This is a genomic window from Streptomyces sp. CNB091, from assembly GCF_000377965.1.
The window spans coordinates 134,541-159,381 of sequence record NZ_KB898998.1; the positions used below are offsets into that span (position 1 = coordinate 134,541).

General features: G+C 69.9%; 27 protein-coding genes, 1 tRNA gene and 1 riboswitch. Of the genes, 19 read left to right on the forward strand and 9 right to left on the reverse strand.

From position 1 onward, the window contains the following. Nucleotides 1–7: 7 nt before the first annotated feature. From D581_RS0117330 to D581_RS0117370, 9 genes are all read left to right on the forward strand, one after another. Nucleotides 8–619 (forward strand): DUF2017 domain-containing protein, encoded by a 612-nt coding sequence (locus tag D581_RS0117330; RefSeq protein ID WP_018958481.1) that lies wholly within the window; start codon nt 8–10, stop codon nt 617–619. 366 nt (nt 620–985) lie between these two features. Further along, on the forward strand, nt 986–2,437 hold the full coding sequence (locus D581_RS0117335; protein WP_018958482.1) for an amino acid permease: 1,452 nt from the start codon (nt 986–988) through the stop codon (nt 2,435–2,437). 129 nt (nt 2,438–2,566) lie between these two features. Further along, nucleotides 2,567–2,989: a M67 family metallopeptidase gene (locus tag D581_RS0117340; protein WP_018958483.1), complete on the forward strand. Its 423-nt coding sequence runs from the start codon at nt 2,567–2,569 to the stop codon at nt 2,987–2,989. 120 nt (nt 2,990–3,109) lie between these two features. After that, a riboswitch (cobalamin riboswitch) is annotated at nt 3,110–3,300 on the forward strand. Nucleotides 3,301–3,338: 38 nt separating this feature from the next. Further along, entirely contained in the window at nt 3,339–4,337 is a 999-nt protein-coding gene (locus D581_RS0117345) for an ABC transporter substrate-binding protein (protein ID WP_018958484.1), read from the forward strand. After that, complete coding sequence (locus tag D581_RS0117350) at nt 4,334–5,374, forward strand: iron ABC transporter permease (protein ID WP_018958485.1); 1,041 nt, start codon at nt 4,334–4,336, stop codon at nt 5,372–5,374. The genes D581_RS0117345 and D581_RS0117350 overlap by 4 nt, the downstream gene beginning before the upstream one ends. A 268-nt stretch (nt 5,375–5,642) precedes the next feature. Then, complete coding sequence (locus D581_RS0117355) at nt 5,643–6,440, forward strand: ABC transporter ATP-binding protein (protein ID WP_018958486.1); 798 nt, start codon at nt 5,643–5,645, stop codon at nt 6,438–6,440. 69 nt (nt 6,441–6,509) lie between these two features. Next, nucleotides 6,510–6,638, forward strand: coding sequence for a putative leader peptide (locus D581_RS1000000142135; RefSeq protein ID WP_018958487.1), 129 nt, complete (start codon nt 6,510–6,512; stop codon nt 6,636–6,638). A 98-nt stretch (nt 6,639–6,736) separates the two neighbouring features. Continuing rightward, the gene (locus D581_RS0117365; RefSeq protein ID WP_018958488.1) at nt 6,737–7,024 is read left to right on the forward strand and encodes a MoaD/ThiS family protein; all 288 of its coding nucleotides are present in this window, start codon (nt 6,737–6,739) and stop codon (nt 7,022–7,024) included. Then, nucleotides 7,024–7,974, forward strand: a complete 951-nt coding sequence (locus D581_RS0117370) for a cysteine synthase (RefSeq protein WP_018958489.1) — start codon at nt 7,024–7,026, stop codon at nt 7,972–7,974. Before D581_RS0117365 ends, D581_RS0117370 begins: the two co-directional genes overlap by 1 nt. 110 nt (nt 7,975–8,084) lie before the next feature. On the opposite strand, the gene D581_RS1000000139745 is transcribed toward D581_RS0117370, so the two are convergent. Beyond that, entirely contained in the window at nt 8,085–8,606 is a 522-nt protein-coding gene (locus tag D581_RS1000000139745; protein WP_078625860.1) for a type II toxin-antitoxin system PemK/MazF family toxin, read from the reverse strand. Nucleotides 8,607–8,863: 257 nt separating this feature from the next. Between D581_RS1000000139745 and D581_RS0117380 the strand changes: the two genes are divergently transcribed. Further along, the gene (locus tag D581_RS0117380) at nt 8,864–9,616 is read left to right on the forward strand and encodes an MBL fold metallo-hydrolase (protein ID WP_018958491.1); all 753 of its coding nucleotides are present in this window, start codon (nt 8,864–8,866) and stop codon (nt 9,614–9,616) included. Between the two features lie 76 nt (nt 9,617–9,692). After that, a complete protein-coding gene (locus tag D581_RS0117385) occupies nt 9,693–10,181 on the forward strand; it encodes a GNAT family N-acetyltransferase (protein WP_018958492.1) in 489 nt (162 codons plus the stop codon). Nucleotides 10,182–10,257: 76 nt separating this feature from the next. On the opposite strand, the gene D581_RS0117390 is transcribed toward D581_RS0117385, so the two are convergent. Together D581_RS0117390 and D581_RS0117395 are read right to left on the reverse strand one after the other, a co-directional pair. After that, complete coding sequence (locus D581_RS0117390; protein ID WP_018958493.1) at nt 10,258–11,523, reverse strand: PTS transporter subunit EIIC; 1,266 nt, start codon at nt 11,521–11,523, stop codon at nt 10,258–10,260. A 282-nt stretch (nt 11,524–11,805) separates the two neighbouring features. Next, nucleotides 11,806–13,065 (reverse strand): PTS transporter subunit EIIC, encoded by a 1,260-nt coding sequence (locus tag D581_RS0117395; RefSeq protein WP_026290601.1) that lies wholly within the window; start codon nt 13,063–13,065, stop codon nt 11,806–11,808. Between the two features lie 163 nt (nt 13,066–13,228). Between D581_RS0117395 and D581_RS0117400 the strand changes: the two genes are divergently transcribed. The 4 genes from D581_RS0117400 to rdgB all read left to right on the forward strand — a co-directional run bounded on the left by D581_RS0117400 (nt 13,229) and on the right by rdgB (nt 15,649). Continuing rightward, nucleotides 13,229–13,519 (forward strand): PTS sugar transporter subunit IIB, encoded by a 291-nt coding sequence (locus D581_RS0117400; RefSeq protein WP_078625861.1) that lies wholly within the window; start codon nt 13,229–13,231, stop codon nt 13,517–13,519. Between the two features lie 159 nt (nt 13,520–13,678). Beyond that, nucleotides 13,679–14,416 carry a ribonuclease PH gene (gene rph, locus D581_RS0117405; protein WP_018958495.1) on the forward strand — a complete coding sequence of 246 codons (738 nt, stop codon included), beginning with the start codon at nt 13,679–13,681 and terminating at the stop codon, nt 14,414–14,416. 123 nt (nt 14,417–14,539) lie between these two features. Continuing rightward, on the forward strand, nt 14,540–14,929 hold the full coding sequence (locus D581_RS0117410; RefSeq protein WP_018958496.1) for a hypothetical protein: 390 nt from the start codon (nt 14,540–14,542) through the stop codon (nt 14,927–14,929). A 117-nt stretch (nt 14,930–15,046) separates the two neighbouring features. Then, nucleotides 15,047–15,649, forward strand: a complete 603-nt coding sequence (rdgB, locus tag D581_RS0117415) for an RdgB/HAM1 family non-canonical purine NTP pyrophosphatase (RefSeq protein WP_018958497.1) — start codon at nt 15,047–15,049, stop codon at nt 15,647–15,649. A gap of 54 nt (nt 15,650–15,703) precedes the next feature. Here the strand turns inward: rdgB and D581_RS0117420 are convergent. From D581_RS0117420 to bcp, 5 genes are all read right to left on the reverse strand, one after another. Next, nucleotides 15,704–15,788, reverse strand: a tRNA-Leu gene (locus D581_RS0117420). A gap of 49 nt (nt 15,789–15,837) precedes the next feature. After that, on the reverse strand, nt 15,838–16,506 hold the full coding sequence (locus tag D581_RS1000000139750) for an HNH endonuclease signature motif containing protein (protein ID WP_078625862.1): 669 nt from the start codon (nt 16,504–16,506) through the stop codon (nt 15,838–15,840). Continuing rightward, the gene (locus D581_RS0117425; RefSeq protein ID WP_018958498.1) at nt 16,503–17,165 is read right to left on the reverse strand and encodes an HNH endonuclease signature motif containing protein; all 663 of its coding nucleotides are present in this window, start codon (nt 17,163–17,165) and stop codon (nt 16,503–16,505) included. The genes D581_RS1000000139750 and D581_RS0117425 overlap by 4 nt, the downstream gene beginning before the upstream one ends. Nucleotides 17,166–17,329: 164 nt before the next feature. Further along, nucleotides 17,330–18,826, reverse strand: a complete 1,497-nt coding sequence (proP, locus tag D581_RS0117430; protein WP_018958499.1) for a glycine betaine/L-proline transporter ProP — start codon at nt 18,824–18,826, stop codon at nt 17,330–17,332. Between the two features lie 211 nt (nt 18,827–19,037). Beyond that, on the reverse strand, nt 19,038–19,505 hold the full coding sequence (gene bcp / locus D581_RS0117435; protein WP_018958500.1) for a thioredoxin-dependent thiol peroxidase: 468 nt from the start codon (nt 19,503–19,505) through the stop codon (nt 19,038–19,040). A 150-nt stretch (nt 19,506–19,655) separates the two neighbouring features. Between bcp and D581_RS0117440 the strand changes: the two genes are divergently transcribed. Both D581_RS0117440 and D581_RS0117445 read left to right on the forward strand, forming a co-directional pair. Further along, nucleotides 19,656–19,973, forward strand: a complete 318-nt coding sequence (locus D581_RS0117440; RefSeq protein ID WP_018958501.1) for a DUF3618 domain-containing protein — start codon at nt 19,656–19,658, stop codon at nt 19,971–19,973. Between the two features lie 80 nt (nt 19,974–20,053). After that, nucleotides 20,054–20,428 (forward strand): GroES family chaperonin, encoded by a 375-nt coding sequence (locus tag D581_RS0117445; protein ID WP_007450657.1) that lies wholly within the window; start codon nt 20,054–20,056, stop codon nt 20,426–20,428. Between the two features lie 146 nt (nt 20,429–20,574). Here the strand turns inward: D581_RS0117445 and D581_RS01000000137375 are convergent, their stop codons facing one another. Then, nucleotides 20,575–22,878 (reverse strand): transglycosylase domain-containing protein, encoded by a 2,304-nt coding sequence (locus D581_RS01000000137375; RefSeq protein ID WP_018958502.1) that lies wholly within the window; start codon nt 22,876–22,878, stop codon nt 20,575–20,577. A 270-nt stretch (nt 22,879–23,148) separates the two neighbouring features. On the opposite strand from D581_RS01000000137375, the gene D581_RS0117455 reads away from it, so the two are divergent. Both D581_RS0117455 and D581_RS0117460 read left to right on the forward strand, forming a co-directional pair. Then, nucleotides 23,149–23,949 (forward strand): ABC transporter permease, encoded by an 801-nt coding sequence (locus tag D581_RS0117455; RefSeq protein WP_018958503.1) that lies wholly within the window; start codon nt 23,149–23,151, stop codon nt 23,947–23,949. Then, complete coding sequence (locus tag D581_RS0117460; RefSeq protein WP_026290602.1) at nt 23,942–24,829, forward strand: ABC transporter permease; 888 nt, start codon at nt 23,942–23,944, stop codon at nt 24,827–24,829. Before D581_RS0117455 ends, D581_RS0117460 begins: the two co-directional genes overlap by 8 nt. Nucleotides 24,830–24,841 lie beyond the last annotated feature (12 nt).

Below are 24,841 nucleotides of genomic sequence, written 5' to 3' on the forward strand. Positions count from 1 at the left end.
AGAATCCATGGCCGGCCATTTCGAGGCCACCCCAGGCGGCGGCGCGGCCGTCGCGCTCGACGAGGTCGAGATCTCCATCCTGCGCTCCCTCGCCGTCCAGCTGCTCGAACTGATCGGCCCCGGCGAGACGCCCGCCGACGGCGAGGACCCGCTCGCCGCCCTCTTCGCCGAGGGCCCCAGCAAGCCGCCGTCCGACCCGGCGCTCGCCCGGCTCTTCCCCGACGCCTACGGCGGCCCCGACCGGCCCGCCGAGGGCGGAAAGCCGGAGGAGGAGCTCCGTGAGCTGTCCTCCGAGTTCCGCCGCTTCACCGAGAACGACCTGCGCTCCGGCAAGCGCGAGGACGCCGTCACCGTCGTCCGCACCCTGGACGCGCTCTCGCCCGCCGGGGACGGCGGCGCCATCCTCACCCTCACCGGCGAGGAGTGCCGCAGCTGGCTGCGCTCCCTCAACGACCTGCGTCTGACCATCGGCACCCGGCTGGAGGTCTCCGACGAGGACGAGGGCGGCGAGGGCTCGCTCTACCGGCTCCCCGACGCCGATCCGCGCAAGCCGATGGTGATGGCCTACCTCTGGCTCGGCGCACTCCAGGAAACGCTCGTCGAGACGCTCATGCCGTAAAGCGGTAAAGCGGTAAAGCCGTGAACGCAGAGGGCGCCCGCCCGCCCGCCGTGCCGGGGCGGGCGCCCTCTGCGTTCGCTCAACGGACGCTCAGATCCGCATAAAGATCACACCAAATGATCCGGCCTTTTCGTGCCAGACAGAACCCCTTGCCCGCTTTTTCCTGTGTCGTGCGCCACAGAATGTCCCATCGTGTCCCGCGACGGCCGTGTTAAATCTTCACGACCGCCCGGGAACGCCACCCCTGTTCCCGGGGGCGCCACGAACCGGCCGAACGCCGGCGGCACTCCATCCATATCCGGGGGGATCAGGACCTGATCCGCGGCCTTGTGAGGCGCGGATCGGCGTGGAGAAAGGCGCACCACCATGACATCGGCGCAGGTCGACGAGGGACAGGCCGACAAGGGCCGGCCCGGCGGCGACGCCGGGGGATCCGGGACCAGTGGCGAGGGATACCAGCGCGGTCTGGGCGCTCGTCAGATCCAGATGATCGCCATCGGCGGAGCCATCGGCACCGGGCTCTTCCTCGGCGCGGGCAAAGCCATCGACCGGGCCGGACCCAGCCTCGTCCTGGCCTACGTCATCGCGGGCCTGGTCATCTTCTTCATCATGCGGGCCCTGGGCGAACTCCTCATGTACCGCCCGGTCTCCGGTTCCTTCTCGGAGTACGCCCGGGAATTCCTCGGCCCGTTCTTCGGATTCGTGACCGGCTGGACCTACTGGCTCTTCTGGGTCGTCACCGGAATCACCGAAGTCACCGCCGCCGCCACCTATATGACGTACTGGTGGAACATTCCGCAGTGGCTGTCCGCCCTGGTGTTCACCGTCATTCTGTACGGCGCCAACCTGATCTCCGTGAAGCTCTTCGGTGAGCTGGAGTTCTGGTTCTCCATGGTCAAGGTCACCGCGATCATCGGCATGATCCTGATCTGCGCGGGCGTCCTCACCGTCGGATTCTCCGACGCCGGCGACACCGCCACCGTCGCCAACCTCTGGAACGACGGCGGCTTCTTCCCCAACGGCATCACCGGCACGCTCATGACGCTCCAGATCGTCATGTTCGCCTTCCTCGCCGTGGAACTCGTCGGCGTCACCGCCGGGGAGTCCAAGGACCCCGGGACCGTGCTGCCCAAGGCCATCAACACCGTGCCGTGGCGCATCGCCGTCTTCTACGTCGGCGCGCTGATCATGATCCTCTCGGTCGTGCCGTGGTCCACCTTCAAACCCGGCGTCTCCCCGTTCGTGAAGGCCTTCGAGGAGATGGGGTTCAGCGTCGGCGCCGCCGTCGTCAACTTCGTCGTCCTCACCGCCGCGCTCTCCTCCTGCAACTCTGGCATGTACTCCACCGGCCGCATGCTCCGCGACCTCGCCCTCAACGGCCAGGGCCCCCGCGCCTTCACCAAGCTGACGAAGAACGGCCTGCCGCTCGTGGGCACCACGTTCTCCGCCGCCCTGATGCTCGTCGGCGTCGGGATCAACTACCAGTGGCCCGGCGAGGCGTTCAACTACGTCGTCTCCTTCGCCACCATCTCCGGCATGTGGGCCTGGATCATGATCCTGTGCAGCCAGATCCGCTACCGCCGCATGGCCGACGCCGGTCTGCTCCCGCAGTCCTCGTTCAAGGCCCCCGGAGCCCCGTACACGAGCTGGTTCGCGCTCCTGTTCATCGGCATGGTCATCGTCATGATGGCGATCGACGAGGACGCCAGGATCTCGCTCTACTGCGCACCCCTGTGGGCGCTCATCCTCTTCGTCTCCTACCGGGCGCTCCAGGCGCGCACCCCGGAGAAGAAGACCACCACCGAGCCCCACCACTGACCCGGGGGCGGGCCCCACACCGCCCCCTCCCGGACCGCCCCGGCCGCCCCAACGGCCGACGTGTCCAGCATGCGGCCCCTTCCGTACCACCCACCGGTACGGAAGGGGCCGCCCGCATATCCTGGCGCCATGCTGACCATCACCCAGACGCTCTACGACCAGATCGTCGCCCACTCCCGCGCCGACCACCCCGACGAGGCGTGCGGAGTGGTCGCGGGCCCGGCCGGGACGGACCGCCCCGAGCGCTTCATCCCGATGCTCAACGCCGCCCGCTCGCCCACGTTCTACGAGTTCGACTCGGCCGACCTCCTCAAGCTCTACCGCGCGATGGACGACCGCGACGAGGAGCCCGTGATCGTCTACCACTCGCACACGGCGACCGAGGCCTACCCCTCCCGCACCGACGTCACCTACGCCAACGAGCCCGGCGCCCACTACGTCCTGGTCTCCACCGCCGACACCGACGACGCCGGACCCTTCCAGTTCCGCTCGTACCGCATCGTGGACGGCGAGATCACCGAGGAAGACGTGCGGGTCGTCGAGGCGTACTGACCCACCAGGGACTCACGAGGGACCCACCAGGGACTCACGAGGGACCCACCAGGGACTCACGAGGGACCCACCAGGGACCCACCAGGGACCCAGCCAGGGACCTACGAGGGTGCCCCCGCAGGGCCCCCGCACGGGTCTGGCACACTGCTCCCAGACCCAACAAGGCAGCAGGAACCAGGAAGCCGGTGCGAATCCGGCACGGTCCCGCCACTGTGACCGGGCCCCCTCCCACGCGGACGACTCCCCAGCGGACGACGTCGCACCGGAGGGCGGCCCGGAAGTCAGGAACTGGCCCGCCGCCTTCTCGCATCGACCAGGGGACGCGGAAATCCCCCGGAGAGGCCTCGCCATGTCCCGGCGCACCCCCGCGCTCATAGCCGCCGCCGTGCTGCTCCCGCTCGCCCTCACCGCCTGCTCCTCCTCCGACGGCGACGCCGCCGCCACCGGGGACAGGGCCGTGGCGAAGAGCGACGGATTCCCGTACACCGTGAAGAACTGCGGTGTCACCACCACGTTCGAGGCCCCGCCGAAGCGCGTCGTCACCATGAACCAGCACGTCACCGAGATCATGCTGGAGCTGGGCCTGGCGAAATCCCTCGTCGGCACCGCCTACCTCGACGACCAGGTCCTGCCGAAGTACGCGGAGGACTACGCGTCCGTCCCGGTCATCGCCAAGGAGTACCCCTCCTACGAGCAGGTCCTCGCCACGAACCCCGACTTCGTCTACGGCGGGTACGCCAGCGCGTTCGCGGCAGGCGACGGGCGCGGGCGCGCGGCGCTGAAGAAGTCCGGCATCGAGAGCCGGCTCAACACCGAGAGCTGCACCAAGGGCGACCAGCCCATGGACACCCTCTACGACGAGATCCGCGAGCTCGGCCGCACCTTCGGCGTCACCGACCGCGCCGAGGCCTGGATCAAGCAGGCCAAGGCCGACAACGCCGCCACCGCCAAGAAGCTCGCCGGCCTGAAGCCCGTCTCCGTCTTCGTCTACGACAGCGGCGACAAGACCGCCTTCACCGCGGGCGGAGAGGGCATCGGCAACGAACTGATCGAGCGGGCCGGCGGCACCAACGTCTTCGCCGACCTCGACAAGCCCTTCGGCGACGCCTCCTGGGAGAACGTCGTCGCACGCAAGCCCGAGGCCATCGTGATCTACGACTACGGGGCCACCACCGTCGAACAGAAGAAGAAGCGCCTCCTCACCGACCCGGCCCTCGCCGACGTCCCCGCCGTCAAGAACAAGCGTTTCGCGGTCATGCCGCTCTCCGACGCCGTCCTCGGCGTCCGCGTTCCCGCCGCCGTCGGCAAACTCGCCGCCCAGCTCCACCCGGGGGCCACCACCCCGTGAGCTGCCGCACCCCCGCACCGCGGCGGCTGCTCCGCTACACCCTGGTCGTCGGCACCCTCGCCGCGCTCCTCGCCGCCGCCGTGCTCGCCGCGCTCGCCCTCGGCTCCGTCCGCATCCCGCCCGGCCAGGTCATCGACATCCTGACCGGGCAGGCGGACGCGAGCCCCTTCCGCACGATCGTCCTGGACGTCCGGCTGCCCCGGGTGCTGCTCGGCATCGTCGTCGGCGCCGGACTCGCCGTCATCGGCACCGTCCTCCAGGCCCTCGTACGCAACCAGCTCGCCGACCCGTTCCTCCTCGGCGTCTCCTCCGGGGCCTCCACCGGCGCGGTCCTGGTGATCGTCCTCGGCATCGGCGCCACCCTCGCCACCACCGTCACCATCCCCGCCGCCGCCTTCGTCGGGGCGCTGCTCTCGCTGCTCCTCGTCTACACCCTGGCGCGCGGTGGCGGCGGCCTCACCACCAACCGGCTCGTCCTCGCCGGGGTCGCCGTCTCCTACGTCCTCTCCGCCCTGACCAGCCTGATCCTGGTCACCTCCGCCCGCGCGGACCACCTCCAGGAAGTCCTCTACTGGACCCTCGGCGGCCTCGGCGCGGCCCGCTGGGACATGCTCGCGCTCCCCACGGTCACCCTGGCCGTCGGCACCGCCGTCCTCCTCACCCTGGCCCGCCCGCTCGACCTGCTCCTGGTGGGGGAGGAGGGCGCGACCGTCCTCGGCCTCGACACCGCCCGCTTCCGGGCCGCCGTCTTCGTCCTCGCCTCCCTGATGACCGGGGCGCTCGTCGCGTACAGCGGGGCGATCGGCTTCGTCGGGCTGATGGTCCCGCACATGGCCCGGATGGCCGTCGGCGCCGCGCACCGCGCCCTGCTCCCGGTCGTCGCCCTCGGCGGGGCGGTGTTCCTGGTCCTCGCCGACCTGGCCGCCCGGACGGTCGCAGCCCCGCAGGACATCCCCGTCGGCGTGCTCACCGCGCTGACCGGCGGCCCGTTCTTCCTCTGGATGCTCCGCCGCCGCCCCGAAGGAGCGCCCGTATGAAGACGCCACTCGTCGAGGGAGCCCGCGCGACAACTCCGTACGCCCGGGGAGCCCGTCCGACCGCTCCGTACGCCGGAGGAGCCCGCCCGACCGCTCCGTACGCCCGGGGAGCCCGCCCGACCGCTCCGTACGCCCGGGGAGCCCGTCCGACTGCTCCGTACGCCGGAGGAGCCCGCCCGACCGCTCCGTACGCCGAAGGAGCCCGCGCGACAACTCCGTACGCCCGGGGAGCCCGCCCGACCGCTCCGTACGCCCGAGGAGCCCGCCCGTGACCACCCTGCGCACCGAGGGCCTCTCGTACGGGGTCGGCGAAGGCCGCCACCTCGTCGACGCCGTCGACCTCACCGCCGCCGACGGCGAGACCGTCGGCCTCGTCGGCCCCAACGGCAGCGGCAAGACCACCCTCCTGCGCTGCGTCTACGGAACCCTGCGCCCCACCCACGGCCGGGTCCTCCTCGACGGCGACGACCTCGCCACCCTCCCCGTGAAGGCCCGCGCCCAGCGCATCGCCACCGTCCCGCAGGACGGCCACGCCGGCTTCGAGCTGACCGTCGGCCAGGTCGTCGCGATGGGACGCGCCCCGCACAAACGGTTCTGGGAGGCGGACACCGCCGCCGACACCGCCCTGGTCGCCGGGGCCCTCGCCCGGGTCGGCATCGCCGCCCTCGCACCCCGTACGTTCGCCTCCCTCTCCGGCGGCGAACGCCAGCGCGCCCTCGTCGCCCGCGCCCTGGTCCAGCAGCCGTCGCTCGTCGTCCTGGACGAGCCGACCAACCACCTGGACATCCGCTACCAGCTGGAGATCCTCTCCCTGGTCCGCGACCTCGGCACCACCAACCTCCTCGCCCTGCACGACCTCAACCTCGCCGCGTACTACTGCGACCGCCTCTACGTCCTCAAGGACGGCGCCGTCGTCGCCTCCGGCACCCCGGAAGAGGTCCTCACGTCCGAACTGCTGGGCGACGTGTACGGCGTCGCCGCCGAGGTCAGCACCCACCCGAAGACCGGCGCACCCACGGTCGTCTACCTGCCGGAAGGGCTCACCACCCCCGCCCCTCCCACATAGTGGTCACTCACCATCCACCATCTGATACGACACTCGGGTTTCCGCACAGGGAATCGATACGATGCCCGCATGGTTCCCCATGACGTGAGCAACAAGACGCCGGGCACGCTGCTCGTAGCGCGGCTGCACGTCGACCTGTGCAGGCTCGCCAGCGCGATCTGTCCCGCCCGCAGCCTGCCCGTGAGCCGCCCGGCCTGAGCCGCGGTCCGCGCGCCCACCCACACGCACCACCCCCTGCGCGGGGGCAGAAACGCGCGCCCCACGCCACCTCCACGCTTTCGACAGGAGCCCACGCCATGGCCATCGAGGTCCGCATCCCGACCATCCTCCGCACCTACACCGACGGCGCGAAGGCCGTCGAAGGCAACGGGGACACCATCGCCGACCTCTTCGCCGACCTGGAGAGCCGCCACACCGGCATCCGTGAGCGAATCGTCGACGGCGCGAACGGCGACCAGCTCCGCCGCTTCGTGAACGTCTACCTCAACGACGAGGACGTCCGCTTCCTCGACGGCATCACCACCAAGCTCAGCGACGGCGACAACGTCACGATCCTCCCGGCCGTCGCCGGCGGCATGCGCTGATGCGGTACGACAGCCCGCTGGCAGCCGTGGGCAACACACCTCTGGTGCGTCTGCCCCGGCTGTCCCCGTCCGAGGACGTCCGGATCTGGGCCAAGCTGGAGGACCGCAACCCCACCGGCTCGATCAAGGACCGCCCCGCGCTCCACATGGTCGAGCAGGCCGAGAAGGACGGCCGGCTGACACCCGGCTGCACCATCCTGGAACCCACCAGCGGCAACACCGGCATCTCGCTCGCCATGGCGGCCAAGCTCAAGGGCTACCGCATCGTCTGCGTCATGCCGGAGAACACCTCCCAGGAGCGGCGCGACCTCCTCGCCATGTGGGGCGCCGAGATCATCTTCTCCCCGGCCGCGGGCGGCTCCAACACCGCCGTGCGCGTCGCGAAGGAGCTGTCGGCCGAGCACCCGGACTGGGTGATGCTCTACCAGTACGGCAACCCGGACAACGCGGGCGCCCACTACGCCACCACCGGACCCGAGATCCTCACCGACCTCCCGTCCATCACCCACTTCGTCGCGGGCCTCGGCACCACCGGCACCCTCATGGGCGTCGGCCGCTACCTCCGCGAGAACCGCCCGGCCATCCAGATCGTCGCCGCCGAACCGCGCTACGACGACCTGGTCTACGGCCTGCGCAACCTCGACGAGGGCTTCGTCCCCGAGCTCTACGACGCCTCGGTCCTCACCACCCGCTTCTCCGTGGGCTCCGCCGACGCGGTCACCCGCACCCGCGAACTCCTCCAGCAGGAGGGCATCTTCGCGGGCGTCTCCACCGGCGCGGCCCTCCACGCGGCGATCGGCGTGGGCAACAAGGCGGTCAAGGCGGGGGAGAGCGCCGACATCGTCTTCGTCGTCGCGGACGGCGGCTGGAAGTACCTCTCGACGGGCGTCTACACGGCGCAGACGACAGAAGCGGCGATCGAAACCCTTCAGGGCCAGCTCTGGGCGTGACCGGTCCGGGCCATCCCAGCCCGTCCGGCGTTTGAGGACATCTTTCAAGCCCCTCCGGCGATTGAGGAGCGGGGCCCGGGGGGGGGGCCCCCAAACAAGGGCCCCCCCCCTCACCCCGCCCCCAGCCCCCGCACCCGCTCCCACACCCCCGGATCCACCGTCCCCACCCGCCGACGGAACCCGGCGATCCGGACCTCCCGCAGCTCGTCCGTCTCCAGGAAGCTCTGCCGCCCCTGCCGGTCCCCGACCGTCCCCGAGGGCAGCGCGATCACCCCGGGCCGCTCCTCGTGATGCCGGCTGGTGATCTTCGCGACCAGCGCAGTGCGCCTCCCGCCCCGCCCCCGCACCGAGATCACCAGACACGGCCGGTCCTTCGACCCGGGCCCGTCCTCGTACGGCACATCGGCCCACCACACCTCACCGGCCCGAGGTGTACGCCCGTCCCCACGCCCCTCCGGACCCGACGGGCCCGAAGGCCGCGACGGCCGCGACGGCGGCCGGGTCGACCCCACCGGCTGCCGGGGCCGACGCGACCGGGGACCGCGGTCCGAGCGCCCCCGGCCGTCCACCACCGCGGCCACGAGCGCCAGCAGAACCACGGCGACCAACGCCACCCACCAGAACGTGTTCATCCCCCGACCGTACCGGCGGCCGCGACGGGCACGGCGGGGCAGCCGGTGGGCGCGCTTCCATCGAACCGGTGACAGGGCAGGTGAGTTCCCCCACAACGGAGGGCAGCGGAGGAGCGACGCGGAGTTTCGCGCCTTACGCTCGACAAACCGCAGAACCCATTCCGCAGGCACCGTACGAAGCTCCGCAGGCACCGTACGGAACCCCGGCGGAATCGCACGAACCCTCCCCGTTCCCGCGTACCGGAGGTTCACGCTCCATGAAGCTCACCGTCGTCGGCTGCTCCGGCTCGTTCCCCTCCACGGGTTCGGCATGCTCGAGCTACCTCGTAGAGGCCGACGGCTTCCGGCTGCTCCTCGACATGGGCAACGGCGCCCTCGGCGAGTTGCAGCGCCACGTCGGTCTCTACGACCTCGACGCGATCTTCCTCAGCCATCTGCACGCGGACCACTGCATCGACATGTGCGCGTATTTCGTCGTGCGCTACTACCGCCACGACGGCGCCCGCCCCGTCCCTCTCCCGGTCTACGGGCCCGAGGGCACCGAGCAGCGGCTGACCGCCGCCCACGGGGACACCCCGTCCGACCGGGCGATGAGCGAGGTCTTCGACTTCCACACCCTCAAGTCCCAGTCCTTCGAGATCGGACCCTTCTCGGTCCGTACGGAGAAGCTCCGCCACCCCGTCGACACCTTCGGCATCCGGATCGAGCACGGCGGCTCCGTCCTCGCCTACTCCGGCGACACGGGGACCTGCGACGCCCTGGAGGACCTGGCCCGCGACGCGGACCTGTTCCTCTGCGAGGCGTCGTTCATCGACGGCAAGGAGGACATCCCGGACCTGCACCTCAACGGCCGCGAGGCCGGTGAGGCGGCGGCCCGCGCCGGAGCACGCCGGCTCGTCCTCACCCACATCCCACCGTGGACCGACGCCGACCGCAACGCCGCCGACGCCCGTGCGGCCTACCCGGGCCCGGTGGAACTGGCGACCCCGGGCGCGGTGTACGAGCTCTGAGCCCCGCGCGGGCGGCGGACGGCCCGGTTTCGCGGGACGCGCCACCGGCCCCGGGCCGCTCTGCGAGACTGCTCGGATGATCACGATCAGACCCGCCCGGGACGCCGACCTCGACGGCTTCCTGACGCTGGCGTCCCAGGTCGAGCACTGGTTCGGGCCGATGGTCGAGGAGCCGGGCTTCCACCGTGCGGTGGAAGCCCACATCCGTGACGGGGCGGCCCTGGTCGCCGAGTCCGCCGACGCGTCCGGCCCCGTCGGCGGCCTGCTGTTCGGCGCCGAACCGCCCACGTACCACGTGCACTGGCTCGTCACCGCCGAACACCTTCGAGGCGCCGGAGTGGGCCGGCTGCTGATGGCGGAGGCGATGCGCCGTTACGTCACGGGGCCCGCCACCGTGGAGGTGATCACCTTCGGACCCGACCACCCCGGGGCGGTGGAGAGCGGGGCCCGCGTCTTCTACGAGCGGCTCGGCTTCCGCCCCGGCGAGCCCGCAGAGCCGGGACCGGAGGGCGGCTCCCGCCAGCTCTACCGGCTGGACGTGCCTGATTCCGTACGCCCGGTGTGACGGGTACGCCGAAGCCCCCGCTTCCCGAAAGACGTCTTCGGGAAGCGGGGGCTTCGGCGTACGGGCGTGGCGGAGGCTACTTCGCCTCGGCCTTCTGCAGCTCGGCGAGCTCCTCGTCCGACTCCCGGCCCGGGGTCGGCAGGTTGAACTTGGTGATCGCGAAGCGGAAGACCACGTAGTAGACCACCGCGAAGCAGAGGCCGACCAGGACCAGCAGCCAGGGCTTCGACGCGATGCCGAGGTTCAGCAGGAAGTCGACCAGACCGGCCGAGAAGCCGAAGCCGTCCTTCATGCCGAGCGCCCAGGTCAGGGCCATCGACACACCGGTCAGCACCGCGTGGATCGCGTACAGCACCGGGGCGACGAACATGAAGGTGAACTCGATCGGCTCGGTCACACCGGTGACGAACGAGGTCAGCGCCAGCGAGAACATCATGCCGCCGACGACCTTGCGGCGCTCGGGGCGGGCACAGTGGACGATCGCGAGGCAGGCCGCCGGGAGGGCGAACATCATGATCGGGAAGAAGCCGGTCATGAACTGTCCGGCGGTCGGGTCGCCCTCCAGGAAGCGGGCGATGTCACCGTTCTTGCCGTTGTACTCGCCCGCCTGGAACCACGGGAAGGAGTTCAGCAGGTGGTGCATGCCGACCGGGATCAGCGCACGGTTGGCGACACCGAAGATGCCCGCGCCGACCGCGCCGGAGCCGACGAGCCACTCACCGAAGTTGTGCAGACCGGCGCCGAGGACCGGCCAGATCAGGCCGAAGACGATGCCGATGACCAGACCCGCGAAGGCGGAGAGGATCGGGACCAGACGACGGCCGCTGAAGAAGCCGGCCCAGTCGGGCAGCTTCGTCCGGTAGAACTTCTGGTAGAGCAGCGCCACGACGATGCCCATCACGACACCGCCGAGGACACCGGCGTTGACGGGGGCGTCGACCATTACGATCTTGTCGTCGACGACGGTGGCCTTCTGCGGCAGGCTGCCGTCGGTGAAGGTCGCGAGCACCTTCTGGAAGACGAGGTAGCCGGTGACGGCGGCCAGGGCGGTGGAGCCGTCCGACTTCTTCGCGAAGCCGATCGCGATGCCGACGGCGAACAGCAGCGCCATGTTGTCGAGGAGCGCGTTGCCGCCCGCGGACATGTAGCCGGCGAGCTTCGTTATGAAGGTCGGGAACGACTCGCGGCCCAGCATGTCGTCATTGCCGAGGCGGACCAGGAGTGCGGCGGCCGGCAGCACGGCGACCGGCAGCATGAGGCTGCGGCCGATGCGCTGCATGACGGACATCACGCCGGCGCCCTTCTTCTTCTCGGCCGCGGGTGCGGTCTCAGCCGTGGTCATCAACTTCCTCCATGGGACACGGTGCCGCCCGGGTCGTTGATGCGGGGAGGCGGCGACTCGACAGACGCCGGCAGACAGCCGTGGTCTGGACCACTCAGTGGTGTAGACCAGTTTTAGCACGGTGAGGGTTAGATAAGGAACCTGCAATTACCTGTTTATTCGCAGTAGCAGATCCGGCACTTTCGGTGACATGCCGAAGCCCCCGGACCGAGTGGTCCGGGGGCCTCATACGTGCCGTGTGCACCGGGTCCGAAGACCCGGGGCCCTTGCCGTGCCGCCGCGCTACTTCGTGAGGTCCTTCTCGATCTCCTTCTCGATCTCCTCCGGTTCGCGCCCCGGTGTCTTGAGGTCGAACTTGATGATCGCGAAACGGAAGACCACGTAGTAGACCACCGCGAAGCACGCACCGATCGGGATGATCAACCAGGGTTTCGTATCCAGATGCCAGTTGACGACGTAGTCGATCAACCCGGCCGAGAAGCTGAACCCCGCGTGCACCCCCAGCAGCCAGGTGATGCCCATCGACGCCCCGGTCAGCACCGCGTGCACGCCGTACAGCAGCGGCGCGACGAACATGAACGAGAACTCCAGCGGCTCCGTCACACCCGTGACGAACGAGGTCAGCGCCACCGAGACCATCAGGCCCGCCACCTCCTTGCGGCGCTCGGGCCGCGCGCAGTGGGTGATGGCGAGGGCCGCGGCCGGCAGGCCGAACATCATGATCGGGAAGAACCCCGAAGTGAACTGACCGGCCGACGGATCCCCGGCGAAGAACCGGGAGATGTCGCCCTGCACGGTCTGGCCGTCCGCCCCGGTGAACTCGCCCGCCTGGAACCAGAAGAACGTGTTCAGGAACTGGTGCATGCCGATCGGGATCAACAACCTGTTTGCGAAGCCGAAGATCGCCGCGCCCCAGGAACCGAGGTCGATCAGCTGCTTGGAGAACCAGGTCAGCCCGTCGCCCACCGGCTGCCACAGCAGGCCGAACAGCACGCCGAGGATCACACAGAGGAACGCCATCAGGATCGGCACCAGGCGTCGCCCGTTGAAGAACCCGAGCCAGTCGACCAGCTTGGTGCGGTGGTAACGCTGCCAGACGACCGCGGTCAGCAGCCCGATCAGGATGCCGCCGAGCACGCCGGGGTTCTGCGGCTCACCGTCGGGCAGGGCCTCCGTCACGGTGCCGTCCATGGGGAACGCGGTCAGCACCCCCCGGTAGACCAGGAACCCGACGACGGCCGCCAGCGCGGTGGAGCCGTCCGCCTTCTTCGCGAAGCCGATGGCGACGCCGATGCAGAACAACAGGGGGAGGCCGAGCTCGCCGTCGAGGATCGCGCCGCCGCCGTTGAGCAGGACCTTGGAGGTCTTGTCCCAGAAGGCGCCGTCCAGGTACGAGCTGAAGAGGTTGCCGAGACTGACGAGCAGGCCGGCGGCGGGGAGCACGGCCACCGGGAGCTGAAGGCTCCGCCCGACCTTCTGCAGGCCCTGGACCGGTCCGTTCCACCATTTTTGCTGCGGTACCGCAGCGGCGCTCGAACTCATGGGCGTCCTCCCGGAACACTTCACGTTTGGCGGTCGTTGCAAACTGGTGTAGACCAGTTGCGTCACGGTCCGGGGTCCGTCCCGAAGACAGGGCGCCGGTGATCGTTATCTTTCGGGATTATCCGGTTACCCGCCCGCGAAGTTGGGCCAACCGTGCGTTACCGTGACGAAACGGACCCGCAGCGGGCGGCCGTCTGCGCGCGAAACCAGGGAGAAGGACATGGCCACCAAGGCTGAGAAGATCGTCGCCGGGCTCGGCGGTATCGACAACATCGACGAGATCGAAGGCTGCATCACCCGCCTCCGCACCGAGGTCCACGACCCCAGCAAGGTCGACGAAGCCGCCCTCAAGGCCGCCGGCGCCCACGGCGTCGTCAAGATGGGCACCGCGATCCAGGTCGTCATCGGCACCGACGCGGACCCCATCGCCGCCGACATCGAAGACATGATGTGACCGGCTGACCCCACGCCGGAAACCACAGGCCCCGCCCCCCACCGGAGGACGGGGCCTGCGCCATGCCCCGACACCCCGCGCACGCGGGGACGTGCGGGTCTCGGCGGCCGCCACCACACCCGAACGGAGCCACCCCCGCCACCGGATAAAGTCGGGCCCATGTCTCGCATCGACGGCCGCACCCCCGAACAGCTCCGCCCCGTCACCATCGAACGCGGCTGGAGCAAGCACGCCGAGGGCTCAGTCCTCATCTCCTTCGGCGACACCAAAGTCTTCTGCACCGCCTCCGTCACCGAAGGCGTCCCGCGCTGGCGCAAGGGCAGCGGCGAAGGCTGGGTCACCGCCGAATACTCCATGCTGCCCCGCTCCACCAACACCCGCGGCGACCGCGAAGCCGTACGCGGCAAGATCGGCGGACGCACCCACGAGATCAGCCGGCTGATCGGCCGCTCACTGCGCGCCGTCATCGACTACAAGGCCCTCGGCGAGAACACCATCGTCCTGGACTGCGACGTCCTCCAGGCCGACGGCGGCACCCGCACGGCCGCCATCACCGGCGCCTACGTCGCCCTCGCCGACGCCGTCGCCTGGGCCCAGGGCAAGAAGATCGTCAAGGCCGGCCGCAAGCCGCTCACCGACACCGTCGCCGCCATCAGCGTCGGCATCGTCGACGGAACCCCCCTCCTCGACCTCTGCTACGAGGAGGACGTCCGCGCCGAGACCGACATGAACGTCGTCTGCACCGGCGACGGCCGCTTCGTCGAGGTCCAGGGCACCGCCGAGGGCGCACCCTTCGACCGCAAGGAACTCGGCGCGCTCCTCGACCTCGCCACCGCCGGCTGCGTCGACCTCGCCGCACTCCAGCGTGACGCACTCGCCCGCACCCAGGACGCGTAGCGACCCACCCTCCGCGGGTAAAGAAGCAACCAAATACGCACCACAGAGCGTCGTTACGGATACGGGCGCACGGGTCGAACCGTGCGTCCGTCCACGTAACGATCCCTGGGGAGGGACCGAACCATGGCATCGCGCCGCCACCAACGCCTCGCACTCGCCACCGCCGCCACCCTGCTGACGCTGACCACGGCCGCGGGCTGCGCCGGCCTCGACAAGGCGCTCGACTGCGTCCGCACCGCCGACGCCATCGCCACCAGCGTCGGCAACCTCCAGAAGGCCGTCTCCAACGCCTCCGAGGACATCACCCAGGCCTCCGAGTCCCTGGACGAGATCGACCGCGAGCTGAAGAAGCTCGACGACACCACGGACAACGCCGACCTCTCCAAGGCCGTCGACGACCTCCAGACCGGCGTCACCGGCGTCCGCAAGTCCATCGAGGCCGGCGACGCCACCCCCGACATCACCCCGGTGACGGACGCGGCGACGGAGATCGGCAAGGTCTGCAGCCCGTAAGCACCACCAGGGGCGGGGTGGGCCAGGGGGCGCGACCGGGCAGCCCGGGCCGGCCCGGCCCGGCGGCCCGGGGCGGCACGGCCCGCCCAGGCCGCCGCCCGGGGCGATAATCGCCCCATGAAGCGCCTGATCCTCGCCACCCGCAACGCCGGGAAAATCACCGAACTCCACGCCATCCTCGCCGACGCGGGACTCGACCTCGACCTCGTCGGCGCGGACGCGTACCCCGACATCCCCGACGTCAAGGAAACCGGCGTCACCTTCGCCGAGAACGCGCTCCTCAAGGCCCACGCCCTCGCGAGCGCCACCGGCCTCCCGGCCGTCGCCGACGACTCGGGCCTCTGCGTGGACGTCCTCGGCGGCGCCCCCGGCATCTTCTCCGCCCGCTGGTCCGGCACCCACGGCGACGACACGGCCAACCTGAACCTGCTCCTGGCCCAACTCGGCGACATCGCCGACGAACACCGCGGCGCCTACTTCGCCTGCGCCGCCGCCCTGGCCCTCCCCGACGGCACGGAACGCGTGGTCGAGGGCCGCCTGAACGGCACCCTGCGCCACGCCCCGTCCGGCACGGGCGGCTTCGGCTACGACCCGATCCTCCAGCCGGAGGGCGAGACCCGCACGTGCGCGGAGCTGGCCCCGGCGGAGAAGAACGCGATCAGCCACCGGGGGAAGGCGTTCCGGGCGCTGGTGCCGGTGGTGCGGGAGTTGGCGGGGTAGGGCAGTCACAGAAGCGGCCTGCGAACCAGTCTTCGGTTCGCAGGCCGTTCTCGGTGCGGCGGAAGGGATTCGAACCCTCAAGCCGTTTCACGGGCCACAGATCCTAAGTCTGCTGTGTCGCCAGTTGCACCACCGCCGCCAGACGCATGTCATCGTACCGGGCGAGTGGCGGCACCGATGAGCGAGTTTCATGGGTGCGTGAGTCGGCGTGCTCCCCCTCGGCACCAGGTGGTGGTGACGGCGTGGCAGTTCGGGCACAGCAGCCGGAGGTTCTCGGCACGGTCATCACTCCAGTCACCATTGATGTGGTCGATCTCCAGAGTCATGGGAGATCCACACCAGACAGGCTCGGTTCCGCATGCGTCGCATTGCTCGGGTACGCCGATCTCGTGCAGGGCGCGGCGTAACAGCACGGTCTTCGTGCGATGCCTGCCAGGGTGTCTCACCAGCAATTCCTCGGGGCGCCTGGCGGGCGTCGTTCCCGGTCGGCCACGCTGGTGAGCCTGGCCGAGGAAGTGTGAGGTCGACAGGCACTCTTCGGCGATCCATTGACGTAGAAGGTTTCGTTGGTGCCCGTTCTCGCGGCGTCCGAGTTCGCGCAGCAGTTCCGCGATGGAGCGTGAGGCAGCCACGGCCTCGCGGAGTCTGTCCCGGGAGGGGCGTGAGGCGACGGTGTCCGAGCCGCAGCGGCGGAAGTGAGAGACATCGATTCCGAAGTGAGCGAACCGCCTCAGTAGATGGCGGTGGAGCTGCGCGTAGGGACGAGTGCCCAGAAGCGAGATGACTTCGTTGATGTCCGAGCAACGCTCCGCGGCCTCGACCAGCCGCTCGCGAGAGTACTGCTGTCGCTCATTCACCGGCTGCCGCCGTGCCCGGCGCGGCGGGCCTTGGCCCGGCCGCGATAGTTGTCGGTCACCGAATGGCAGTTGGGGCAGAGGAAGCGCAAATTGTCCAGGCGGTTGTCACTCCACCTGCCGTTGATGTGGTCCACCTCCAGCGGGAGCGGCCGACTGCGCCAGAGTGGTTCAGTACCGCAGCGGGCGCAGCGTTCCGCCACCCCGAGCGCGGTCATGGCGGGCTTGAGGCGCGAGCTGGGGATGCGGCGAGGGTGTGGTGATCGGTTGTCCACCAGCAAATCCTCGGGCAAAAGGCGAGGCGTCTTCTTCGTCCCGGCACGCGACGGCTGGACGAAGTGCGACGTGTCGATGCCGTACGCCTTGATTCGTCTGCTGATGTTGGTGTGGTGGCCTCCTACGGCCTCCAGGCCGAGACGTCTCAGCACCTCATAGACGCTCGTCGACACGGCGACCACGGGCTCAAGAACGTCTCTTGTCCAGCGAGCGCCCTCGCGCTCGAAATGGTCCGTGGCTATGCCCATCTTCTTCATGCGTTCGTGGACGTATCGCCGCGTCGGACTCTTCGGATCCACCCCCAGCTTCGCCAGAGCCTCCGAGAGCGTCCGCGACGAGGATGCCGCCTCCGCCAGCCGCTCCCGTGTGTACGGGCTGTTCCCCATGGGTTCCCCCTCCGTCCCGGCTGCGCGTTCGCAGCCTCGTACGGAGTAACGAACCGCTTATCGGACAGTCACGCCCGAAATTCGGTGAGGGCGCGGAACGGCCCGCACCGCTCGACGCGAGCGGTGCGGGCCGTTCCTCCGAGGGAGGGCCGGAAGGGGGCGGGTCAGAACTTCGGGTCCGGTGCCTGGGACTGGACCAGTTCCGCCGCCTCCTCGTCCGTCTCGACCGACGGCGGGGAGCCGATCAGCGGTTGCTGGGCCGTCTCCTTCATGCAGGCGACCGCGATCAGGCCGACCAGGGCCGCCGCCATCGCGTAGTACGCGGGCATCAGGTTGGATCCGCTCCAGCTGATCAGGGCCGTGATGACCAGCGGGGTCGTGCCGCCGAAGATCGACGCGGAGAGGTTGTAGCCGACCGACAGGGACCCGTAGCGGACGTTCGTCGGGAAGAGGGCCGGGAGCGCGGCCGACATCGTGCCGAGCATGCAGACCAGGGAGAGGCCCAGCATCAGCATGCCGATGGTGATCGGGAGGATGCCGTCGATCCGGATGAGGAGGAACGCGGGCAGGGAGAGGAAGAGGAAGCCCAGCATCCCGGTCATCAGCAGCGGTTTGCGGCCGAAGCGGTCGGACAGTTTGCCGATCTGGGCGATGATCGTCATCAGGAACACCATCACCGCGAGCAGGATCAGCAGCCCGTGCGTCTCGCTGTAGCCGAGCTCGTCGGAGAGGTACGTCGGCATGTACGACAGCAGCATGTAGTCGGTGATGTTGTACGCGCCGACCAGGCAGATGCAGAGGACCAGCGTCCGCCAGTGTTGCCGGAAGATCTTCGCCAGGTCGCCCTTGGCCGTGGACTCGACGCCGTCCGCCGCCTCGCTCGCGTGCGCCGTGCCGCCCTCCAGCTTCTGGAAGGCGGGGGTCTCGTCCAGGCGCAGTCGCAGGTAGAGGCCGACCAGGCCCAGCGGGCCCGCGACGAGGAACGGGATCCTCCACCCCCAGGCCTCCATCTGCGCGTCGTTCAGGAGGGCGTACAGGGCCGTCACGAGGCCTGCCGCGCCGACGTAGCCGGCCAGGGTGCCGAACTCCAGGAAGCTGCCGAAGAAGCCGCGTCGTTTGTCGGGGGCGTACTCGGCGATGAACGTCGAGGCGCCGCCGTACTCACCTCCGGTCGAGAAGCCCTGGAGCATCCGGAAGAAGATCAGCAGGACCGCGGCCCAGACGCCGATCGTGTCGTACGAGGGGATCAGGCCGATCGCGAACGTGCCGACGGCCATCAGGATCATCGTCAGCGCGAGGACCTTCTTGCGGCCGAGCTTGTCGCCCATCGGGCCGAAGAACATGCCGCCGAGCGGCCGTACGAGGAAGGCCACCGCGAAGGTCGCGAAGGAGGAGAGGAGCTGCGTGGTCTCGTTCCCGGACGGGAAGAACACGTGTCCGATCGTCACGGCCAGGTAGGAGTAGATCCCGAAGTCGAACCACTCCATGGCGTTACCCAGGGAGGCGGCTTTCACGGCCCGCTTGACCGCCGCGTCGTCCGTGACCGTGATGTCCGTCCGGCGCAGCGGCGGGTTCCGCCGTTTCCGGATGGCCCGGAAGAGCGTGGGGTGGCGTTTGACCGCTTCGGGGTCGGCCGCCTGGTGGGGGTCGGGGGCCGCCATGGCCGGGTCCTTTCCTCGGAGTGTGTTCCAGGAAAAGCTTCTGCGCAGTCATGGCGGTCGCAAACCGACTTCGTGGGCCGATGCGACCTCCCTCACACGATCTGAACACGTTATCCGGTCGGCCGCCGGTCGGAATCGCCGTGATTGCCGGAATCGTGTGAGGGGTGGCCCGGGGGTGGCCCGGGGCCGCCGGTGCCCCGGGCGGGGGGCGTCAGATGCCCAGATCCCTGATGATCTTGGCTACGTGGCCGGTCGCCTTCACGTTGTAGAACGCGTGCTCGATCTTGCCGTCCTCGTCGACGACGACGGTGGAACGGATCACGCCCGTCACCACCTTGCCGTAGAGCTTCTTCTCGCCGAAGGCGCCGTAGGCCTCCAAAGTTTCCTTGGCCGGGTCGCCCACCAGGGTGACCTTGAGGTTCTCCGTGTCGCGGAACTTGGCGAGCTTCTCCGGCTTGTCGGGGGAGATGCCGATGACGTCGTACCCGGCGCTCGTCAGGAGATCGAGGTTGTCTGTGAAGTCGCAGGCCTGCTTGGTGCATCCGGGGGTAAGCGCGGCCGGGTAGAAGTACACGATGACCTTGCGGCCCTTGTGGTCCGCGAGCGACACCTGGTTGCCGTCGGCGTCGGGAAGGGTGAAGGCGGGAGCGGTGTCGCCGGGCTTCAGTCGCTCGCTCATGTGGTTCTCCTCGGGTGGTGCGCGGGTCGGACGGGACCGAGGGTAATAGGGGTGCCGCCGGGTGTGCGGGGGTTCGAGCTGACAGACTGTCGATGAAGGTTCACGAAGGTTCCCGAAGGTTTACCGGACGACGACCACGGAGGCGGCGCAGTGTCGGATGCCAGGACCCCTGCGCAGATCGAGGCGGACATCATCAGCAGGCGCGAGCAGCTCGCTGTGGTGCTCGACGAGATCGGGGTGCGGGTACACCCGAAGACGATCATCGGAGATGCCAAGGCGAAGGCGGCCCAGTCCGTGGACCGGACGGCCGGCCGTGCCTTTGTCGCGGTGAACCGTTCGGTGTCGGAGGTGAAGGCGCAGTTCGTCGCGGAGGACGGCTCCCCGCGGCTGGAGCGGGTGATTCCCGCGGCTCTGCTGGTGGTCGGTGTGGTGGGGCTGCTCACCGTGTCCAGGCGTCGCCGCAGGTGACCGGCGGCGGTCGGTAGGCGTCCGGTGGCGTTCGGCACCCGGCGGCGTACGGTCTGGGGCCCGGCAGGTAGGTTGCGGGCGTGAGCGACAACACCCATGAGGGCCATCGCGGCGCCACCGGCTCCGCCGACGACGACAAGCTGCCCATCCGGATGCTGCACGACCGGGTGCTGGTGCGGAACGACGCGTCCGAGGGCGAGCGGCGCTCCGGTGGCGGCATCCTGATTCCGGCGACGGCCGCGGTGGGCCGGCGTCTGGCCTGGGCCGTCGTCGTCGCGGTCGGGCAGAACGTGCGGACGGTGGAGCCCGGCGACCGGGTGCTGTACGACCCGGAGGACCGTGCCGAGGTCGAGGTGCGGGGCGTGGCGTACGTCCTGATGCGGGAGCGCGATCTGCACGCGGTGGCCGCCGACCGGTTCGAGGGTTCGGTGGATTCGACCGGGTTGTATCTGTAGCGCTCCGTATCTGTCGGGCTCGCCGGGGGCCCTCGGGCGGGCCCTGGTCATGCCGGGAAGGCCCTGGTCATGCCGGGCGGGCCCCGGTCATGCGGGCGGGCCCCGGTCATACCGGGGCCGTGAACGCCCTCGATGGAGCCTCAGCCTCAGCCTCGGCCGTCCCTGCTGCCCCCCTCCCCGTCACCGTCGGTGCCGTTCGTTCCGCCGTCCGCTCCGCCGTCCCTGCCGCCCGTTCCGCCGGTGTCCGTGCCGGACGTGGGCGGGCTGCTGCCGGCCGGGTTGATCTCCGGGCTGCCGGAGGGGCCGGTGGTGGGTTCGGACGAGGAAGACGGGTCCGTGCCGCCGTCGGGGTTCTCGTCGAGCGGGGGTTCGTCCTCCTCGTCGGAGCCGGGTGCCGTCTCCAGGTCGAACTCCTGGGCGGGGGAGGAGCGCAGCGCCGCTTCCGTGTAGGCGGCCCAGGTCTCGGCCGGGGCGCCGCCGCCGTTGACGCGGGGCAGGCCGAGGGCTCCGTACAGCGGGGTCTGGGCGCCCGTCTTCGGGTTCTGGCCCATCACGGCGACGACGGTCGCGAGGTCCGGGGTGTACCCGGCGAACCAAGCGGCCCGGTCCTCCTCCGCCGTGCCGGTCTTGCCCGCGGCGGGGCGGCCCACGGCCTGGGCCGCCGTGCCGGTGCCACCCTCCACGACGCCGCGCAGCACGGCGGTGGTGGTGTCGGCGGCCTCGCGGCTGACGGCCTGGTCGGTGGTGCGCTCGGGCAGTTCGATCTCCGCGCCGTCCTTGGTGACCTTCTCGACGAGGACGTGACGGCCGTGCCGGCCGTGGTCGGCGAGGGTGGCGTACGCCTCGGTCATGTCGAGGACGCTGGCGTTGGCGGTGCCGAGCGCGATGGAGGGGGAGGCGGTGAGGTCGGGGGTGTCGGTGGGGATGCCGAGGGCGACCGCGGTGTCCCGGACCTTTCCGGGGCCGACGTCCTGGGCCATCTGCGCGTAGACGGAGTTGACGGACTTGTCGGTGGCGGCGCGTACGGTGATGTCGCCGTAGTCGACATCGTCCTCGTTGGCGGGGGCGTAGTCGGTGGGGCCTTGCACGCCGACGACCATGCGTTTGTTGGCGCCGTCGTAGACGGTGTTGGGCGTGATGCGCCGGCCGTCCTGTGTGGTGGAGTCGTTGACGACGGCGGAGGTGAGGACGAACGGCTTGAAGATCGAGCCGACCTGGTAGTCGCGGCGGGTCGCGTTGCTGACGTACTGCTTCGTGTAGTCGATGCCGCCGTACAGGGCGACGACCTCGCCGGTGCCGGGGACGATCGAGGCCCCGCCGACGCGGACGTTGCGGTCGGCCTTGCGGTCGGCGCTGGTCCTGGACATCACGTTGGCGTCGACGGCCTTGACGAAGGCGTCCTGCTTGGCCTTGTCGAGGGTCGTGGTGATGCGGTAGCCGCCGGTGGCGAGGGTCTTCCCGTCGAGGATGCCGCGCTGGTCGAGGTGGTCCTCGACGGCCTGGACGATGTAGCCGCGCTGTCCCGAGAGCCCGGTCGGCGGTCTGGCCTCGCCGGGGGTGGGGAACTCCGTCGTCGCCCGTTCGGCCGCATCGAGCCAGTCCTCCTTGACCATGCCGTCCAGGACGTAGTCCCAGCGGTGGCGGGCGGCGGGTTCGTTGTCGGGGTGGGCGACGACGTCGTAGGCGCTGGGGGCGTTCAGGAGGGAGGCGAGGTAGGCGCCCTCGGCGGTGGTGAGGTCCTCGACGTTCTTGCCGTAGTACGCCTGGGCGGCGGCCTGGATGCCGTAGGCGTTGCGCCCGAAGTAGCTGGTGTTGAGGTAGCCCTCGAAGATCTGGTCCTTGGTCTCCTCGCGGTCGAGCTTGACCGCGATGAAGAACTCCTTGGCCTTGCGCACTACGGTCCGCTCCTGGCCGAGGTAGTAGTTCTTCACGTACTGCTGGGTGATCGTCGAGCCGCCCTGCTTGCCCTTGCCGGTCACGGTGTTCCAGCCGGCCCGGGCCATCGCCTTCACGTCCACGGCGCGCTCGGAGTAGAAGTCCCGGTCCTCGGCGGCCAGTACCGCGTGCTGGACGGTGGCGGGGACCTGGGAGAGCTTGACCTTCTCCCGGTTCACGTCGCCGTCGCGGGCGATGACGCTGCCGTCGCGGTAGAGGTAGACGTTGGACTGGGCGGTGGCCGCGGCGTTGGCGGCCGGGATGTCGACGAACTGGTATCCGGCGACGAAACCTCCGATGAGGAGGAGCCCGAGGCCCAGGACGGTCCCGAGGGTCATCCGCCAGGTGGGGACGGCGCGCCGCCAGCCGGTGCGTCGTTTCCTGTCGTTCTTCCGGTTCTCGCGGTTCGTCCGGTTCTTCCCGTTCTTCCCTGGCGGCTCTCCCTGGTGGTTCCCGGGTGCGGCCGCCGCGCCCGAGGGGTCGCGGGGGGCCCAGTGCTGTGACTCGTCGCTCATGTCCGTGGGGCTCCTCGGGCGTGGTCAGTTCTCCCATACTGCCCGTTTCATGGGGAAATCTTCGGTTCTCCCTGGTTCGTTCCCTCCACCGGTCGTCACGGTCGTCACGGTCGTCACGGTCGTCAGGGTCGTCACTGTCGTCACCGAGGTCACGCACACACACGGTCGACAACCCGGTCGCGAAAACCCGGTCGCTGGGGCCGTGGCACCTGCACTAGGCTCGGGCGCTTTGGTGTCGGGAGCCGGTGGTGCCGGGGAAGAGGGGGCGACGTGCGGCTCTACGCGTTGGTGGCGGGAGGAGCGTTCCGGCGCTACGCCACCTACCGGACGGCCACGGCCGCGGGGGTGTTCACCAACACGGTCTTCGGCTTCATCGTGGCGTACACCTACATCGCGCTGTGGGACGCACGTCCGCAGCTCGGCGGGTACGACACGTCCGAGGCGCTGACCTATGTCTGGCTCGGACAGGCCCTGCTGATGGCCTGCGCCATGATGGGCGGCGGCTTCGAGGACGAGCTGGCGGAGCGTATCCGTACGGGGGACATCGCCGTCGACCTGTACCGTCCCGCCGACCTCCAGCTGTGGTGGATGGCGGGCGACCTGGGCCGGGCGGCGTTCCATCTGCTGGGGCGCGGTGTCGTGCCGATGTTCCTCGGGGCGCTCGCCTTCGATCTGGCGCTCCCGGGATCGCCGTGGACCTGGCCGGCGTTCTTCGTCTCGGTGTTCCTGGGCGTGGTGGTCAGCTTCGCGATGCGCTTTCTGGTCGCGATGTCGGCGTTCTGGCTGATGGACGGGGCGGGCGCGATGCGGATCGTGTCGCTGGCCGGGCTGTTCTTCTCCGGGATGCTGCTGCCGCTGAACCTGTTCCCCGGACTGCTGGGGGAGGTGGCGCGGGCGCTGCCGTGGTCCTCGCTGCTCCAGGTCCCGGCCGATGTGTTCCTCGGCAAGCACACGGGGTGGGGGCTGGTGGAGGCGTACGCGTTCCAGGGCGGCTGGGCGGTGGTGCTGCTGCTGGCGGGCCGTCTGCTCCAGACCGCGGCGACCAGGAGGGTGGTGGTGCAGGGTGGCTGAGAGTGTGGCGCGGACGGAGGAGAGGGCCGGGACGCCGGAGGTGCCGGAGGCGTTCCCCTTCCCGGAGCGGCCCCGGCTCTTGGAGGGCGTGCGGGCGTACGGGCTGATCATGGCGATGTGGGTGCGCTCGACGATGGCGTACCGGGCCTCGTTCGCCATGACGGTGTTCGGGGACTTCGCGGTGACGGCCTTCGACTTCGTGACGATCCTGCTGATGTTCTCGCACGTCGACGCCCTGGGCGGCTACACGTTGCAGGAGATCGCCCTGCTGTACGGGGTGTCGGCCACCGCGTTCGGGCTGTGCGACCTGCTGCTGGGTTCGATGGACCGGGTGGGCCGCCGGGTCCGGGACGGGACGTTCGACACCCTGCTGGTGCGGCCGGTCCCGGTGCTGGCGCAGGTCGCGGCGGACCGGTTCGCGCTGCGCCGGCTGGGGCGGATCACACAGGGGCTGCTGGTCCTCGGCTATGCGCTGGTCTCGCTGGACATCGCGTGGACGCCGCTGAAGGTGCTGATGCTGCCGATGATGGTGGTGAGCGGTGCGGCGATCTTCGGCGCGATCTTCGTCGCGGGGGCGGCGTTCCAGTTCGTCGCGCAGGACGCCTCGGAGGTGCAGAACTCCTTCACGTACGGCGGGACGACGCTGCTCCAGTACCCGCCCACGATCTTCGCGAAGGACCTCGTGCGCGGGGTGACGTTCGTGGTGCCGCTGGCCTTCGTCAGCTGGCTGCCCGCGCTGTACGTGCTGGACCGGGAGTACCCGGTCGATCTGCCGGAGTGGGTGGCGTTTCTGCCGCCGCTGGTGGCGGTGGCCTGCTGGGGGCTGGCGGGGATCGCGTGGCGGGCGGGGCTGCGGGCGTACCGGAGCACGGGCAGTTGAGCGGGAACGATC

Coding starts and splice junctions, on each gene's coding strand:
- D581_RS0117330 (WP_018958481.1), top strand. CDS start 8: ATGGCCGGCCATTTCGAGGCCACCCCAGGCGGCGGCGCGGCCGTCGCG.
- D581_RS0117335 (WP_018958482.1), top strand. CDS start 986: ATGACATCGGCGCAGGTCGACGAGGGACAGGCCGACAAGGGCCGGCCC.
- D581_RS0117340 (WP_018958483.1), top strand. CDS start 2,567: ATGCTGACCATCACCCAGACGCTCTACGACCAGATCGTCGCCCACTCC.
- D581_RS0117345 (WP_018958484.1), top strand. CDS start 3,339: ATGTCCCGGCGCACCCCCGCGCTCATAGCCGCCGCCGTGCTGCTCCCG.
- D581_RS1000000142135 (WP_018958487.1), top strand. CDS start 6,510: ATGGTTCCCCATGACGTGAGCAACAAGACGCCGGGCACGCTGCTCGTA.
- D581_RS0117365 (WP_018958488.1), top strand. CDS start 6,737: ATGGCCATCGAGGTCCGCATCCCGACCATCCTCCGCACCTACACCGAC.
- D581_RS0117370 (WP_018958489.1), top strand. CDS start 7,024: ATGCGGTACGACAGCCCGCTGGCAGCCGTGGGCAACACACCTCTGGTG.
- D581_RS1000000139745 (WP_078625860.1), bottom strand. CDS start 8,606: ATGAACACGTTCTGGTGGGTGGCGTTGGTCGCCGTGGTTCTGCTGGCG.
- D581_RS0117380 (WP_018958491.1), top strand. CDS start 8,864: ATGAAGCTCACCGTCGTCGGCTGCTCCGGCTCGTTCCCCTCCACGGGT.
- D581_RS0117385 (WP_018958492.1), top strand. CDS start 9,693: ATGATCACGATCAGACCCGCCCGGGACGCCGACCTCGACGGCTTCCTG.
- D581_RS0117390 (WP_018958493.1), bottom strand. CDS start 11,523: ATGACCACGGCTGAGACCGCACCCGCGGCCGAGAAGAAGAAGGGCGCC.
- D581_RS0117395 (WP_026290601.1), bottom strand. CDS start 13,065: ATGAGTTCGAGCGCCGCTGCGGTACCGCAGCAAAAATGGTGGAACGGA.
- rph (WP_018958495.1), top strand. CDS start 13,679: ATGTCTCGCATCGACGGCCGCACCCCCGAACAGCTCCGCCCCGTCACC.
- D581_RS0117410 (WP_018958496.1), top strand. CDS start 14,540: ATGGCATCGCGCCGCCACCAACGCCTCGCACTCGCCACCGCCGCCACC.
- rdgB (WP_018958497.1), top strand. CDS start 15,047: ATGAAGCGCCTGATCCTCGCCACCCGCAACGCCGGGAAAATCACCGAA.
- D581_RS0117425 (WP_018958498.1), bottom strand. CDS start 17,165: ATGGGGAACAGCCCGTACACACGGGAGCGGCTGGCGGAGGCGGCATCC.
- proP (WP_018958499.1), bottom strand. CDS start 18,826: ATGGCGGCCCCCGACCCCCACCAGGCGGCCGACCCCGAAGCGGTCAAA.
- bcp (WP_018958500.1), bottom strand. CDS start 19,505: ATGAGCGAGCGACTGAAGCCCGGCGACACCGCTCCCGCCTTCACCCTT.
- D581_RS01000000137375 (WP_018958502.1), bottom strand. CDS start 22,878: ATGAGCGACGAGTCACAGCACTGGGCCCCCCGCGACCCCTCGGGCGCG.